We start from the raw sequence: 15,550 nt of genomic DNA, 5'->3' as shown, positions 1-15,550 counted from the left end.
TGATTTGAATTAATTATAAAACGTAGTGTAATAAAAATATAAATCAAATAGAACGAAGGATATGAAAAAGCTTATAAGTTCTAAAAAGAAAGGGGGCACCGTTTTGTTTAATGTCATAATTGTTGACGATCAGGAAGGCATGCGCATATTGCTGCAAAAGGCCCTGCAGTCAATGAAAGATGTGGTTATAGTAGGAGAAGCCGAGAATGCCGATCAAGCCGTTGAAATGGTTACACTTCATAGACCACATGCTGTTTTTCTAGATGTAGAAATGGGGAAAAAAAACGGTTTCGATGCAGCTAAGCGGATTATTGATATAACCCCCAAATGTATGATTGTTTTTGTAACAGCATTTGAGAAATATATGCCACAAGCATTTGAACTATATGCTTTTGACTATCTTGTTAAGCCTTTTAAAATGGCGAGATTAAAAGAAACAGTTAACAGGATGCAACGTATTCAGGCGAATGAACAAGAATACTCTCCTATTCAAAAAGAGCTAAGATGCGAAATCCTCATTAAGGATAAAGAAGGACTTGCTATTGTTCATCCTAATGATATTATACTGATTCAGCGTGAAGATCGAACCACCACGATCATTACTGAACAGGGGAAATACCATACGACAGAAACGCTTTCGGAAATTGAAGCGAAACTACCAGAGAACCAATTCATACGCAGTCATAAATCTTATATTATTCAAATTAGTAAAATTCACAGAATAGCGATGTATGGAAGATGGACATATATTGTCAAGCTTAGAGGCATAAAAGAGGATGCTCTGCTAACTAAGGAAAAGGCAATACTATTAGAACAGAAATTTAAAATGAAGATTGGGATTTGATATGATAGAAAAGAATCATCAAACGGATGCTCTCATACATGAATTGATTAATTTGTGGGCGGCTTCTTTTTCTTGTAATAATGTGTTGGCTTGTTATAGTGAGTCTGTAACCTTGATTGCCAATTTGGACAATGTAGAAGTAGGCTCATAAATCAGCGGTTCCCTAGGTCTGGCGGTGATTACATTTATTGCGAAATTTTACAAATGCGATATTTATACGATATTTCTATGAGAATTAAGATTTATACTGCAATTAATATAATCATTACTTCTGGATTGGTGATGAGTGTGAAATGCGGAGCGTGAGTATGGCGGGAAGGCAAATTATCTTGATTCTAGGCGCTATGACTCGCGCTATTATTGAAATATATTATTATTTATGGTTGGATTGATCATTATGATAGAGCCTCACGCAAGCGAAAAGCTTTCGTGAGGCTCTGTTGGTTTGGCAACGGATGTCTTACCCTTTTTTTTCGGTATTGAAAAAAGAGCTTGTTTTTAGGAAAATCCAGGTGATACACAACCACCAAAGGAAAAATACGAAAAACGAAACATAGGGGTAAAGCCAAGGCCGGAAATCAAATAAATCTGCATTCCTTACTAAAAGCCCATAGCCAACGCTGGCGCAGGAAAAAGTAAAAATATATGGATAACGGAAAATTTTTTTCTGGGGAAAAAAGTAAAGAAATAACATGACGGTAGTAAGCCAGCTCGCCGGAGAAAGAAAATTTTGGTCCCAAGCGGCAAACAGCCCCATATTCTTAAACCACATAATTTGAAGAACGTTCTGAAACAGACTTACAATAAGCACATCGCCAAGTGCCCCAAATAGAAAACCGTAAATAAAATATTCTTTGTAATCTTTTTTCGGAATAAAAATCAAAGTGAAGGAAAAGGTTACAAGCAAATATACCGGGTAAAACAAAAGTGTTACAAGTTCCATCGTGGTTCGTTCCTTTCTAATCAGTACTTTATAGTATGGTGTCCTTAGGGTATAGAGTTTTATGCAGGTATAGGAAGGGGTGGCGATCATGAATTGATCTTTTTACTCTGTCGGGCATATTGGAGAGCTCTGCTGCATAAGTACTATTGGGCGAGGTTCTTGCGGATAAGGGGGCGAAAAGATGATTTTTGATTTGCGGCGGTTTAAAACATTCCGGCACTTATTTTACAGCGTAGTCGGATTGCTGGCGATTAGTACAGTATATATTCAGGTTGCCGATCTGATTCATACCGGTCCGATTGCCATTGCCGGGACCAGGACGGATCAAAAGGTTGTGGCGCTAACTTTTGATCATTCCTGGGGCAATAAATTTACTCCGTCGATTTTGGATACACTGAAACAATATAATGTAAAGGCGACTTTCTTCATTATGGGACCCTGGGCGACAAAGTATCCGGACGTAGCAAAGCGCATCGTTACGGACGGCCATGAGGTAGGCAGTCACGGCTATCGACATGAAAACTATGGTGATAGGAGCGCCGACTGGGTGCGTGAGGATATTCAAAAAGCGCATGCTCAGATTAAAGAAGTTACCGGGGTGGAACCGGTACTGTTGCGTCCGCCTAACGGGCACTATTCCCAAAGTTCATTAAAGACTACCGATGAACTGGGCTATAAAACGATTATCTGGAATGTTGATTCGCTGGACTGGAAAAATCCGGGAAGAGATGTTATTGTGGAACGGGTCATGAAACGGCTTAAACCGGGTGCTATCATTCTGATGCATGCCTCCGATACACCGGTGCAAACGGCAGATGCCTTGCCTATTTTACTGGAAAAGATAAAGGCGGAAGGTTACACTTTTGTGACGGTCGGCGATTTACTGCAAAACTATGCCGGGCAGGGGATTTTGAAGCATTGATGCAAGTGTTGATGCGGGCAGTGGAACTGCCCGCTTTGTGTTGTCCCTGTGCAAATTTTATAGCTTAGAAGGAAATGAGCCATCTTCGGCGAAATAAAAGAGTTGCATAATCTGAAAAAGTATTGTTGGAAATTACAAGGAAACCGTTGACTTAGTGACCGCATTGGCACGGGAGAGAGACTTTTTCGCTTGGCAAAAGGATAGAAGCGCAGGAAAAGGAGCGCTCTTCTGAGATTTTTCTGACGCAGCCCGACGAAAGGATTCGTGATGTAGGTCGTGGATAAGTCAATGGTTTTCAAGGGAACACAGAAATGAAGGTGCAACTATATGAACTCGCTGCTAAGAGCGGCTTCGGCTAACATCATCTCTGGCAAGCGGCTGGACTTTGAGGAAGCGATGGCTTTATACCAGCAAGGAGATCTACTGCATTTGGCTAACCTGGCCCGGTCGGTGAAAGAATCACGATCAGGTCGCCAAGTGTTTTTTAATGTAAACAGGCATGTAAATCTGACTAATGTTTGTGTATCGCAATGTCCGTTGTGCGCATTTGCCCGTCTGAAAAATAGTGCCGATGCTTATTTGATGGATATTGCCGAGGTCGTGCGGCTGGTGGAAACTGCTGGACGGGAAAATCCTGATCTGACCGAGGTACACATGGTAAGCGCGCTGCATCCGGAAACTCCGTTCAGTTATTATTTGGATGTGATAACCGCAGTCAAACTGACGTTGCCGCATATTCATCTAAAAGCGTTTACTCCGGTGGAAATCATTCATTTCAGTAAAATTAGCGGCTTACCCGTGAAGGCTGTGCTTGCCCGGTTAAAAGCGGCTGGTCTGGATTCGCTGCCCGGCGGGGGGGCGGAAATTTTGGATGATGCCGTGCGACAGGTCATTTGCCCCGCTAAGGCAACTACGCAAGAGTGGATTGGCGTCATCAAGGAAGCGCACCGCCAGAATATCCCGACGAATGCCACTATGTTATACGGACATATTGAAACCGCAGAGCAAAGAATCAGGCATTTGCTGACGCTGCGCGATATACAGGACGAGACCGGCGGGTTTCAGGCCTTTGTTGCTTTTCCCTTTCATCCCGAGAATACGGGATTGAGCGGCAAGGCAAGAAGGGTGAGCTGCTGGGAAGATTTAAAACTGATTGCCATGGCCAGATTGGTATTGGATAATTTTGATCATATCAAAGCCTTCTGGATGATGCTTAGCCTGCCGGTTGCCCAACTGGCGCTGCATTTTGGAGTGGATGATCTGGACGGTACCGTTCAAGAGGAGAAAATCATCCATGCTGCCGGAGCGACTACCCGCAAGGGAATAACCAAACAGGAATTAATTACACTGATACGGGAAACCGGCTATGTTCCGGTCGAGAGGGATACCTTTTACCATCCTGTAAAGGTATATGGAGAGGATGGCTCTGATCATGCTAAAACCTAAACTTGGACACATTAATTTTATTAACTGCTTACCGTTGGATTATGGACTGACACAGGGCGGCTTTGCCCGGGGCATGGACATTTATCCCCAGGTTCCTTCGGCCTTGAATCAGGCTATTGTGGCCGGTCAGCTGGATATTAGCCCGGTTTCTTCCATTATGTATGCCTTGCATGCTGATCAATTTTTCTTGCTGCCCAACGTGTCTATTAGCGCGGCCGGTGCCTTGCAAAGCATTCTTTTGGTAGCCAAGCGCCCAATCGAAGAATTGGATGGCGCTCATATCGCTTTGACTTCCAAATCGGCTACCTCCCATGTGCAGCTAAAAATTGTGCTTGAGCAAGCTTATCATCTATGCCCGCAATATGCTGTCAGTGCACTTTCTTTGGCGGAAGGAGTACTGGATACGGCCGACGCGGTACTGTTTATCGGCGATGATGCGCTGCATGCCTACCTGAACCGGCAGGACGGCTATTATTATTATGATATGGGAGCAGAGTGGCGCAAGTTGACGAATCTTTCCATGGTGTATGCCGTATGGGTCGTTAACCGTAAGTTTGCCCAGGAAAATCCAACGCTTGTGCAATATGCTTATGAACAGGTAACCGGTGCCTTCGCTTACGGCTTAACGCATGTTGAGGAAGCTGCTGCGGCCAGGGAACGGCACGCTCCGTTCAGGGCGCGGCAAATCTCCGATTATCTAAAGCTATTGAACTATGACTTTACGCCGCAGCACGAGGAGGCTTTGCTCACCTATTACCGGCGTGCCCAGGCACTTGACCTGCTGCCGGCTGTGCCGGAACTGAGAATGGCGGAGGTACGGCCATGACGGACCGATTGACGGCAAAACAGGGACAAGCTTTATTGGAAAAGGAAGATATTCTGGCATTAGGTCTGGCGGCTGATGCCAGACGAAAAGAATTGCATCCCGATAATGTAGTTACTTTCATTGTAGACAGGAATATTAATTATACGAATGTTTGTGCCAGTGAATGTCATTTTTGTGCTTTTTACCGGCAACCCGGTCACCAGGAGGCCTATTTGCTGCCGACCACGGTGATTCTTGATAAAATAAGTGAGACCATAGAGGCCGGCGGTACGCAAATCATGCTGCAAGGCGGTCTTAATCCTGCCTTGGGCCTCGACTATTATACCGGTCTCTTGCAGGAAATCAAAAAGCGGTACAGTATCACCATTCATTCCTTTACGCCTACCGAGGTGCTGTATGTCGCCAGAAAAGAAGGCTTATCTCTCAATGAAACCTTAAAACGTTTGCAGGCGTCGGGATTGGATTCCTTGCCGGGCGGCGGAGCGGAAATCCTTGTCGATGAAGTGCGGCAAAGGGTTAGCCCGAAAAAAATCAGCGCCGGCGAATGGCTGCAGGTAATGGAAGAGGCCCATGCGGTTGGGCTGAAAACGACGGCAACGATGGTGATCGGCATGGGAGAAACCTATGCCCAGCGAATAGAACATATGGATAGGATTCGCAATTTACAAGAAAAGACAGGCGGCTTCCGGGCCTTTATTATGTGGTCCTATCAGCCGGGCAACACGAAGCTGGGCGGTGAAAAAATTTCAGCCTGGGAATATTTGCGTACGCTGGCAATTGCCAGATTGTATATGGACAATATCCGTCACATACAGGGTTCCTGGGTGACCCAGGGCGAACGGGTCGGGCAGTTAACCCTGGCGTTTGGTGCGGACGATCTGGGCAGTATCATGCTGGAGGAGAATGTGGTCAGGGCCGCCGGTACGGCTTATCAAATGTCTATCGACAAAATGACCGGTTTGATCCGGGCGGCCGGCAAACAGCCGGCGCAGCGTGATACGGCCTATCATATCATAAAACATTTTTCCGAGGTGAAACTATGAATATGGTAAAAGCAAGCTTTGCAATTATTGGCGGTTCCGGGACTTTGTCCAGTGATTTCCCGGCCGGCATGCAAGAGGACGGCATTACAATATTGGACGATAATCTGGAGTTTGAAACTCCTTATGGAGTAAGTCCGGCATTCCGGCTGTTTCGTGTGGATGATAAACAGGTGCTTACCTGCAAAATGCACGGCTGGCGCAGAGGCGTCAGCCGGGCCGACGCCTCCCGGCAAATTTTCTGGGTATTCAGGGAAGCGGGGGTCAAACGGATTATTTCCGAAGGAGGAGTCGGTTCGGTTAACCACCTGCTCGATCCCCGTGATTTCGTTATTCCTCACGATTATATTGACATGTCAGTGCGCAAGGATGTCGGGCTGGAGGGACGGTATTTGCTGATTATGCGTGACTCCCTATGCTCCGAAATCCGTTCGCAATTGTTGGAACACACGAGGCAGCACTACCAGGGACGTATTTTTCAGCGCGGTGTGTATGCCGTGACCGACGGGCGTCATTTTGAAAGTCCGGCGGAAATTGCCATGCTGCAGGGACATGCCGATATTGTAGGGCAGAGCCTGTGTCCGGAAGTATATCTGGCTCGGGAAATCGGGGCCTGCTATGCCGGGCTGTATTTCGTTGTCAACTACGGTGAAGGTGTGGTCAAGGATTGGTCTCATCAGCAATTAGGCGATATTTTTTATGATGATGCACCGCTGATTGGCCGGATACTTATTGATACCATTCGTCAAATGCCGGTGGAGGGGACTTGTGGCTGCAGCGAATTAAGGAAGGAAACCTTGTTAAAAACTATTTACAATAAGTAGGCGGATATGATATAGTACGCTCTAAGTGTAGTGACAAGTTTATCTTTCAGTTAAAGTACACCGGATGAATTTTCAGTCTGCAAGGCGGAGGAATGAGGCGTAGCGGTGCTACGCCAATTGACGACAACGTAGCAGATGGAAATTCAGATAAGTCATTTGGTGAAATATAAACTGCTTACTATATTGAGTAGGAGGGATTGTTACATTTATGAAACATAGTGAATTGGTAATAATTATGGATTTTGGCGGCCAATACAGCCAGCTGATTGCCCGCCGGGTTCGCGAATGCGGCGTATATTGCGAGATCGTGCCTTTTAATACGCCTATTGAAAAATTGGCTGCCATGAATGCAAAGGGGATTGTTTTCTCCGGAGGCCCTTCCAGTGTCTATAGTGAGCAGGCTCCTGTCTGTGACACGAAAGTATTCGAAATGGGTATTCCTGTTTTAGGAATCTGCTATGGGATGCAATTTACGGCTCATACGCTGGGAGGCAAGGTCTCTCACGCTGATACCAGAGAATATGGCAATACTAAGCTGTATGTCGACTTGAACCAGGGTATTTTCAGTGAAACAGATAAGGAAACGCAGGTGTGGATGAGCCATGGCGACTACATTGAAGCGGCCCCGGCCGGTTTTAGCGTAACTGCCCATACCAAGAGCACGCCGGTGGCGGCTATGGCTGATGAACAAAAGCGCATTTATGGTGTGCAATTCCATCCGGAAGTGGTACATACGCCGGAAGGCATGAAGATGCTAAAAAGCTTCCTGTTCACTATTTGCGGCTGTAAGGGCGACTGGAATATGGGGTCCTTTGTGGACCAGGCTATTCAGGCCATTAAGGCGCAGGTTGGCAATAAGCGCGTTTTGTGTGCTTTGAGCGGCGGCATTGATTCGTCGGTAGCGGCTGTACTTGTTCACCGCGCCATTGGCGATCAGCTCACCTGTGTATTTGTAAACCATGGTTTCTTGCGCAAGGGAGAGCCGGAACAGGTAGTGAAGACCTTCCGCGACGGTTTCCACATGAATCTGGTCTATGCCAATGTGGTGGACCGCTTTATGAAACGGGTGGAAGGGGTTACTGATCCCGAACAGAAACGTAAAATCATCGGTGAAGAATTTATCCGGGTTTTTGAAGCGGAAGCTGAAAAATTAGGCGAAATTGACTTCCTGGTACAGGGCACTTTATATCCGGACGTTGTGGAAAGCGGTACGGCTACGGCAGCGGTGATTAAAAGCCATCACAATGTGGGTGGTTTGCCGGAAGACATGCAGTTTGCCCTTGTCGAGCCGTTGCGTGATCTGTTCAAGGACGAAGTGCGGGCTTTGGCCAGAGAGCTGGAACTGCCGGAAGATATCGTTTGGCGTCAGCCTTTCCCGGGACCGGGACTGGCTATCCGGATTATCGGTGAAATCACCGAAGAACGTCTGGATATCTTAAGAGAAGCTGATGCCATTGTGCATCAGGAGATCAAAAAGGCCGATTTATACCGTAAGGTATGGCAATCCTTTGCTATTTTACCGGCCATGAAAAGCGTTGGAGTCATGGGTGATGAACGCACCTATGCCTATACGGTAGGGCTGCGGATCGTATCCAGCGAGGACGGTATGACCGCCGACTGGGTACGGTTACCGTACGAAGTGCTGGATGCCATTTCCCGCCGGATTGTTAACGAAGTGAAAGGTGTCAACCGGGTTGTGTACGACATAACCTCCAAACCGCCTTCCACAATTGAGTGGGAATAAAAAAAGAAAACCCTGTGAAGCCTTGCATCAAGGCTTTGCAGGGTTATTTTTTTGTTGGACGTACCAGAAATGTAGTGTTTTAGGAGAATAATCAAAGAACTGACGGGCAATCTCTTTTGTATTGCCCTTCCGCCTGCCACGCAAGGAATATGGCAGGCTTTGTAGAAATAAGCATAATATAGCTGGATGCAACGAAATCTATGAAATGTGGCAGGTACTTTTTGGCAGAGTCGTTGTTTTGTTCGATAATAATTATTAGTGGAAAATAATTGACAAATCTTTCAAAGGAGATTAGAGTAAAAGTATTAACAGTACAAGGAGGTTGAATGATGGGTGAAGTGTTTTTAGCACGCTGGCAGTTTGGTATTACTACGGTGTATCATTTTTTGTTTGTACCTCTTACACTGGGTTTGTCCATTCTGGTGGCATTGATGGAGACAGCCTATGTACGGACCAATAATCCCGTTTACAAACAAATGGCTAAGTTTTGGGGCAAATTATTTCTTGTCAACTTCTCTGTAGGTGTCGTCACCGGTATTGTTCAGGAATTTCATTTTGGCATGAATTGGTCGGAATACTCTCGGTTCATGGGGGATATTTTTGGCGCACCCTTAGCACTGGAAGCGTTAACCGCCTTTTTCCTGGAATCCACCTTCCTGGGAATCTGGATTTTCGGCTGGGACCGGTTGTCCAAGAAGCTCCATGCACTCTGTATTTGGATTGTCGCGCTATCCAGCAACTTGTCGGCTTTCTGGATATTAACGGCTAATTCTTTCATGCAGTCGCCGGCTGGATATGCCCTTAAAAATGGCCGGGCCGAAATGACGGACTTTATGGCTTTAATTAAAAATCCTTATGTATGGAATCAGTTTCCCCATACGGTTCTGGCCGGACTGGTAACGGCAGGGATTTTCGTTATGGCAATCAGCGCCTACCATTTGCTGAAAAAAACACATTTGGACTTTTTCCGTTCTTCTTATAAAATCGGGGTAATCTGTACCTTGCTCTGTGGCTTTCTGGTTATGGGCACAGGGCATCTGCAGACACAATATGTTGCCAAGGTACAGCCGATGAAGCTGGCTTCGATGGAAGCCCTCTGGGAGTCTGCTGATCCAGCTCCCTTTGCCATAGCTGCCGTCATTGATGAAAAGAATCAGGAAAATCCAGCCGAACTTGCGGTGCCTTACGCACTAACCGTTTTAGCTCATGATTCTTTTACGGGAGAAGTAAAGGGAATCAAGGAGTTGCAGCAGCTTTATACGGATAAATACGGGCCGGGCAATTACATACCGGCTGTGACACAGCTCTTTTGGTGTTTCCGTATCATGATCGTATCAGGCATGTGGATGTTGCTATTGGCGGTAGTTAGTGTTTTGGCTTGGTATTTGAAACGTCTGGAATCGTCGGCGTACTTATTAAAGGCGGTACTTTGGAGCCTGCCGGTGCCGTATCTGGCCAATTCCACCGGCTGGTTTGTCACAGAAGGCGGACGTCAACCCTGGATTGTTTACGGTTTGCAGAAGGTGAGTCAGGCTGTTTCGCCTAATGTGACGGCTACCGAGCTTTGGATATCGCTGACCGGTTTTACTTTGGTATATGGCGTGCTGGCTATTGCCGCAATATATCTGGCCCGTAAGTTTGTGTTAAAAGGGCCGGAGAAGGAGCAGCCGGTCAGAGCGGGAACGGCAAAGGAGGCGACATTATGGAGCTGAATGTACTGTGGTTCATTCTGATCACCGTGTTATTTTCCGGCTTTTTCTTTCTGGAAGGGTTTGATTATGGCGTAGGTATGTTGCTGCCTTTTCTAGGGAAGGATGATACGGAACGACGAATTATCATCAATACTATTGGTCCTGTTTGGGACGGTAATGAAGTTTGGATGATTACGGCGGGTGGGGCCTTGTTCGCCGCTTTCCCCCATGTATATGCCACCTTGTTTAGCGGGTTCTATATGGCTCTGTTTTTACTGCTTATGGCGCTGATTGTGCGTGGTGTGGCTTTTGAATTTCGCAGCAAGGATGAAAACAGAACCTGGCGTGCCACCTGGGACTGGATGATTTTTATTGGCAGTGCCGTACCGGCCTTGTTATGGGGTGTGGCGGTCGCCAATTTGATTCAGGGTGTTCCAATTGATGAGAAGATGCATTATGTGGGAAACTTTTTCGATCTACTCAGTCCGTACACTTTGACCGGTGGACTAACCTTTCTGCTGGTATTCTTGTTTCATGGCGCCTTATACCTTGCTTTGAAGGTGGATACCAAGCTGGTGGAGCGAATCCGTCAGACCGCGCTGAGCAGCGGCGCAGCGGCGGCGGTAGTCTTTCTGGGACTATTGGGCTTGAGTTACGCGAAAACCGATTTGTTTGCCAGTTCGCTGGCAGCAGCCGCTTTTTGGGGAGCCGCAATTATTTTTGTCCTGGGTTATATTCTTGCCTGGCAGCGTAAGTACGGCTGGGCATTTGCAACAAGCAGCCTGTCGATTATACTAACTACTATCGCCTTTTTTGCCGGGTTATTCCCTCGTTTTATGGTTTCCAGTTTAAATCCGGCCTGGAGTCTGACTATCCATAATTCGTCATCTAGCATCTATACGTTGAAAATTATGACCGTGGCGGCTCTCTTACTGGTGCCGGTTGTGCTGGTTTATCAGGCCTGGACCTACTGGGTATTTAGAAAGCGGGTAACGGCTAAAAGCTTAGAATATTAGGCATATCTTTTGTCAACGTAAAACAGGCTATATTGCCGGATTAACCGGAGTATAGCCTGTTTTATCGTGCAGGTTTTGGAGGTTGACCATGATTGATAAACGGTTGCTGCGGGAAGCGCAGCAGCATACGCGATGGTTTTTACTGATTATTCTTCTGGGTCTGGCGGCCGGGGTTTGTGCGGTCCTGCAGGCCGATTATTTGTCCCGGATTATTAGCGGGGTGTTTTTGGAAGGGCTGAGGCTGCAGGATGTGAGGGACTGGCTGTCGATTTTACTGGTTATTGCCGGCGGACGGGTGCTTAGCGGCTGGTTTTTGGAACTGGCAGGACATCAACTGGCTTTTGAGATTAAACGGGACTTGCGCCAACGGCTGCTTGACAAAATATTGCGCATGGGACCTGTTGCCGGTGCGTCTGAGCAAACAGGGGAGCTGACTAATCTTCTTCTGGAGGGCATTGAGAATATAGAGCCCTATTTTGCCAGGTATTTACCACAGGTATGCGTAACGGCACTGATTCCCTTAACTATTCTAGGCAGTGTTTTCCTGCGGGATAAAATTACCATGGTCATTCTGCTTATTACGGCGCCGCTGATACCTGTATTTATGATATTGATTGGCAAACTGGCGGAAAAGAAATCAAAACAGCAGTGGGAATATCTGTCGCGGGTCAGCGGTCATTTTTTTGATGTGCTCGAAGGTCTGACGACATTGAAGCTGTTTGGCCGCAGCAGGGAGCAAATCAAGGTGATTGCCGCCATGAGTCAGGGGTTTAGTGCTGCAACGCTGAGTGTGTTGAAGATTGCGTTTCTCTCGGCGTTGGTTCTGGAACTGGTAGCGACGATCAGCACGGCTCTGGTCGCTGTCGGCATTGGCCTTAGGCTGTTATATTCTCAGATTTATTTTAAAGAGGCTCTGTTCGTCCTGCTGTTGACACCTGATTTTTTCCTGCCGCTGCGGCAGCTTGGCAGTCAGTTTCACGCCGGCCTGTCCGGAGTTTCAACGGCTGAACGCATTTATGGTTTGCTAAACAGGGACTTCACGCCGGCAAAGTTTGGTGACCGGACTTTTGCCGGGGAAACAGGCTGTACGGTGGCAGTAGAAGCAGTAAGTTTTTGCTATCCCGGCCGGGATAAAGCGGCCTTAAAACAAGTGTTCTTTAATTTGAAGCCCGGTGAGAGAACGGCGCTGATCGGACCCAGCGGTGCGGGAAAAAGCACCTTGGTAAATCTATTGCTCGGTTTTCTGACGCCCCAGGAGGGGGAGATCCGGGTTAACGGTGTTACGCTGCAGGACTTCAGCCTGCTGGAATGGCAAAAACAAATCGCCCTGGTGCCGCAAACGCCGCATCTTTTTTGCTGCTCTGTGGTCGATAATATTCGTATGGGCGATGAAACGGCGCCGCTGGCGGCTGTTATAGCAGCGGCGCAGGCTGCCGGAGCCCATGAGTTTATTCAGGCTTTGCCTGCTGGTTATGATACGGTATTGGGGGACGGCGGGCAAGCTTTGAGCGGCGGCGAAGCGAAACGAATCGCGCTTGCCAGGGCTTTCCTGAAGAATGCTCCACTCTTGATCCTGGATGAAGCAACTACCGGTCTGGATCCTTATAATGAGAAATTGCTGGACGAGAGTGTCGACCGGTTGATGCAGGATAAAGCGGTTCTTATTATAGCGCACCGTCTTTCGACGGTTCGTTCTGCCGATCAAATTGTGGTTCTTGCCGATGGCCAGGTGCAGGAAAGTGGAACCCATCACGAACTCATCGAACAAAAGGGAGCTTATTATACTATGCTGAACGGATTCCAGGGAAGTCTATGAAATTTTTATGGAAAATACTTACTTATATAAAGCCGGCAGGACCGATGATGTTGTTAGCTGTTTTACTGGGCTGTCTGGCTGTGGCCGGCAATGTCGGTTTGTTGGCCCTGGCAGCCTATCTGATCTCGCTTGCGGCGCTGCATCCGCCGTTGGCGGCCTTGTCGACCGCTATTGTGGGCGTACGTTTTTTTGGTATAGCCCGTGCTTTATTGCGTTATTTGGAAAGGTATACGGCGCATTCGGCCACTTTCTCGCTAATGGGGATGTTGCGGACCTGGGTATATGCCAGAATTGAACCGTTATTACCGGCTGAGGTACAGCGAAATAACGGGGAACTGTTAACCCTGCTTATGCAGGATGTGGAAACGATGAGAGATTTCTATTTGCGGCTGCTGGCGCCCCCAGCTGTTGCCGGTATAATCTTATTGGCGGCTTTGCGCCTGTTTGCTGAGCTTGATACCGCTTTTCTCTATGTTCTGCTGGCTGCCTTTTTTATCTGTGGTGTTTTATGTCCGGCCGGGATGTATTATTGGCAACTTGGCAATGCCGGTCAATTGCTGCGGACCAGGGCCAGCCTAAACGGGCATATTGTAGACGGAATTGCCGGTATGACTGAGCTGGCCGCCTTCCAATACGGTGAAAAGCTGACGGGCCAAATGATCCGTACCGGCAAGCGGCTGACAACTTTGCAGGCCCGCATTGCCTGGGGACAGGCAACCAGCGAGGCTATTGGCCTGTTTACGCTGCATGGCAGTGTCTGGTGTATCCTTTACCTGGCAGTCCGGCTGGTTGAAACAGGACAATTGCCGGGAGTGTATCTGGCTGTTCTGGTTTTTGCTGTCCAAAGCGGTTTTGAGGCGGTTCTTCCTTTGACGGCGGCCAGCCGCTATCTGCCGGAAAGTGCCGCGGCGGCCAAACGCCTTTTTTCCTTACCGGAATCTGCCGTCAGCCAGGGAAGGGCGCGGCATGAAGATAGGCTCAACGGAACCGTGACTTTAGAGCGGGTTGAGTTCCGTTACAGCAAGGACGCTTCACCGGTGCTGAAAAATATTTCTTTCTCATTGCGTCCGGGGCGGCCGGTTGCCGTGGTGGGGCCAAGCGGGGCAGGGAAAAGCAGTTTAATAGCTGCGCTGCTGCAGTTTGGCTACTGTGACAAGGGCAGCATCACGTTCGACGGGAAAGACAGTACTTATTTTAGCCCGGAAGCCGTGCGGGAAATTTTTAGCGTTGTGCCGCAGCAGGTTTATTTATTTCACGCCAGTATAAAAGAAAATATCCTGCTGGCTAAACCGACAGCAAGTCAGGCTGAACTGGAAGCTGTTATTTCTCAGGCTGCTCTTGACGAATTAATTGATTCGCTGCCGCAAGGTGTTGATACGCCGGTAGGGCAGCATGGACAAGCGTTGTCGGGCGGACAACGGCAGCGGATTGGCATTGCGCGGGCGCTGCTGAAGGAGGCACCGGTGTTGCTGCTGGATGAACCTTTCGCCCATTTGGATACGCTGACAGCCAGCCGGGTGCTGGCAGGACTTCAAGAGACCCTGCGGGAGCGCAGCTCTTTATGGATTACCCATCAGTTGACCGGCCTTGAAATGATGGAGGAAATACTGGTTGTTCATCAGGGCGAAATGGTAGAGCGGGGTACTTTGCGGGAACTGCTGGCACAGCAGGGTATGTTTTGGCAAATGTGGTGCCTGCAACAGGACCGTTTGCCTTTTGAGTAGGATAAAGAGTAGGTCCTTCTGGCGGACTTGCCTCGTGATCCGGTCGTTTATGTTTCGGTTTTGCCAGAATCCCCTGGTTAGTTCATACTGCGTGTCCTGTCTTTTTTAGCTTGGCTGCGCCAGTAAAACTTTGAAGTAGTTGAGCTATTTCAAAGTTTTATTTCCTTGCCGGACGAAAAATCTTTCGTCATGCCGACAGGCTCACTAAATCAGCGGTTTCCTGGATTGACGTGAATAAGAAGCGGTTTGTTATATCAGACTAAGACCGTACGTCTTAGCGTCAAGCAGGCTTTACCTTTTTTGTTTTTTAGTGGTTGAATAAGGTTGTTCTTATAGGCGGTAAGACGGTAAAATCCGAACGTTGACAACTAGATAACTTTTATAGTTCATATTTTTTGTTGACATGCTTTGACACCAACTGTTAAAATAATAGCGTAAACGAATAGTGCTCGTATAAATTTGAGGATAAGGCTCAAAAGTATCTACCAGGCAACCGTAAATTACCTGACTACGAGTGAAAGTATGTCTAGGGTTCCGCATAACAGGGAGAGGTCTCTTTTGTTGTTGTGGCAGGACCGAGCGACATAGGCGCAGTGTTGCGTTACACCGATGGGATAAAAGCCCGGACGGAGGAGTTTCGCTCAGGAACGATGTGAAACTTCTCCGTTCTTTTTTATTTTTGGAGGTGGATAAAGTATACACTTTAGTACCTTG

General features: G+C 47.6%; 12 protein-coding genes and 1 riboswitch. Of the genes, 11 read left to right on the top strand and 1 reads right to left on the bottom strand.

From position 1 onward, the window contains the following. Positions 1 to 103: 103 nt before the first annotated feature. The gene (locus tag BMW43_RS07180) at positions 104 to 844 is read left to right on the top strand and encodes a LytR/AlgR family response regulator transcription factor (protein ID WP_177173495.1); all 741 of its coding nucleotides are present in this window, start codon (positions 104 to 106) and stop codon (positions 842 to 844) included. 460 nt (positions 845 to 1,304) lie between these two features. Here the strand turns inward: BMW43_RS07180 and BMW43_RS21335 are convergent, their stop codons facing one another. Beyond that, positions 1,305 to 1,601 carry a hypothetical protein gene (locus BMW43_RS21335; protein ID WP_218140623.1) on the bottom strand — a complete coding sequence of 99 codons (297 nt, stop codon included), beginning with the start codon at positions 1,599 to 1,601 and terminating at the stop codon, positions 1,305 to 1,307. Positions 1,602 to 1,968: 367 nt separating this feature from the next. Here BMW43_RS21335 and pdaB point away from each other — a divergent pair, with 367 nt between their 5' ends. The 10 genes from pdaB (at position 1,969) to cydC (ending at position 14,836) form a co-directional block, all read left to right on the top strand. Beyond that, the gene (gene pdaB, locus BMW43_RS07170) at positions 1,969 to 2,709 is read left to right on the top strand and encodes a polysaccharide deacetylase family sporulation protein PdaB (protein WP_091745230.1); all 741 of its coding nucleotides are present in this window, start codon (positions 1,969 to 1,971) and stop codon (positions 2,707 to 2,709) included. Positions 2,710 to 3,036: 327 nt separating this feature from the next. Further along, on the top strand, positions 3,037 to 4,155 hold the full coding sequence (gene mqnE, locus BMW43_RS07165; RefSeq protein WP_091745228.1) for an aminofutalosine synthase MqnE: 1,119 nt from the start codon (positions 3,037 to 3,039) through the stop codon (positions 4,153 to 4,155). Continuing rightward, positions 4,142 to 4,981, top strand: a complete 840-nt coding sequence (locus BMW43_RS07160) for a menaquinone biosynthetic enzyme MqnA/MqnD family protein (RefSeq protein ID WP_091745227.1) — start codon at positions 4,142 to 4,144, stop codon at positions 4,979 to 4,981. Before mqnE ends, BMW43_RS07160 begins: the two co-directional genes overlap by 14 nt. Next, positions 4,978 to 6,024: a cyclic dehypoxanthinyl futalosine synthase gene (mqnC, locus tag BMW43_RS07155; RefSeq protein ID WP_091745225.1), complete on the top strand. Its 1,047-nt coding sequence runs from the start codon at positions 4,978 to 4,980 to the stop codon at positions 6,022 to 6,024. The genes BMW43_RS07160 and mqnC overlap by 4 nt, the downstream gene beginning before the upstream one ends. Then, a complete protein-coding gene (locus BMW43_RS07150) occupies positions 6,021 to 6,845 on the top strand; it encodes an MTAP family purine nucleoside phosphorylase (protein WP_091745223.1) in 825 nt (274 codons plus the stop codon). The genes mqnC and BMW43_RS07150 overlap by 4 nt, the downstream gene beginning before the upstream one ends. A gap of 208 nt (positions 6,846 to 7,053) precedes the next feature. Further along, complete coding sequence (gene guaA, locus BMW43_RS07145; RefSeq protein WP_091745221.1) at positions 7,054 to 8,589, top strand: glutamine-hydrolyzing GMP synthase; 1,536 nt, start codon at positions 7,054 to 7,056, stop codon at positions 8,587 to 8,589. Positions 8,590 to 8,918: 329 nt separating this feature from the next. Next, positions 8,919 to 10,301 carry a cytochrome ubiquinol oxidase subunit I gene (locus tag BMW43_RS07140; RefSeq protein ID WP_091745219.1) on the top strand — a complete coding sequence of 461 codons (1,383 nt, stop codon included), beginning with the start codon at positions 8,919 to 8,921 and terminating at the stop codon, positions 10,299 to 10,301. Continuing rightward, positions 10,292 to 11,296 carry a cytochrome d ubiquinol oxidase subunit II gene (cydB, locus tag BMW43_RS07135; RefSeq protein ID WP_091745216.1) on the top strand — a complete coding sequence of 335 codons (1,005 nt, stop codon included), beginning with the start codon at positions 10,292 to 10,294 and terminating at the stop codon, positions 11,294 to 11,296. Before BMW43_RS07140 ends, cydB begins: the two co-directional genes overlap by 10 nt. A gap of 88 nt (positions 11,297 to 11,384) precedes the next feature. Then, the gene (gene cydD, locus BMW43_RS07130; RefSeq protein ID WP_091745214.1) at positions 11,385 to 13,112 is read left to right on the top strand and encodes a thiol reductant ABC exporter subunit CydD; all 1,728 of its coding nucleotides are present in this window, start codon (positions 11,385 to 11,387) and stop codon (positions 13,110 to 13,112) included. Then, entirely contained in the window at positions 13,109 to 14,836 is a 1,728-nt protein-coding gene (gene cydC, locus BMW43_RS07125; protein WP_091745212.1) for a thiol reductant ABC exporter subunit CydC, read from the top strand. Before cydD ends, cydC begins: the two co-directional genes overlap by 4 nt. 429 nt (positions 14,837 to 15,265) lie before the next feature. Beyond that, positions 15,266 to 15,367, top strand: a riboswitch (purine riboswitch). The last annotated feature ends 183 nt before the right edge of the window (positions 15,368 to 15,550 follow it).

Source organism: Propionispora vibrioides (assembly GCF_900110485.1).
GTDB classification, from domain to species: Bacteria; Bacillota; Negativicutes; order Propionisporales; family Propionisporaceae; genus Propionispora; species Propionispora vibrioides.
Note: the sequence above shows the minus strand (reverse complement) of the source record. Positions and strands in the feature narration are given on the sequence as shown.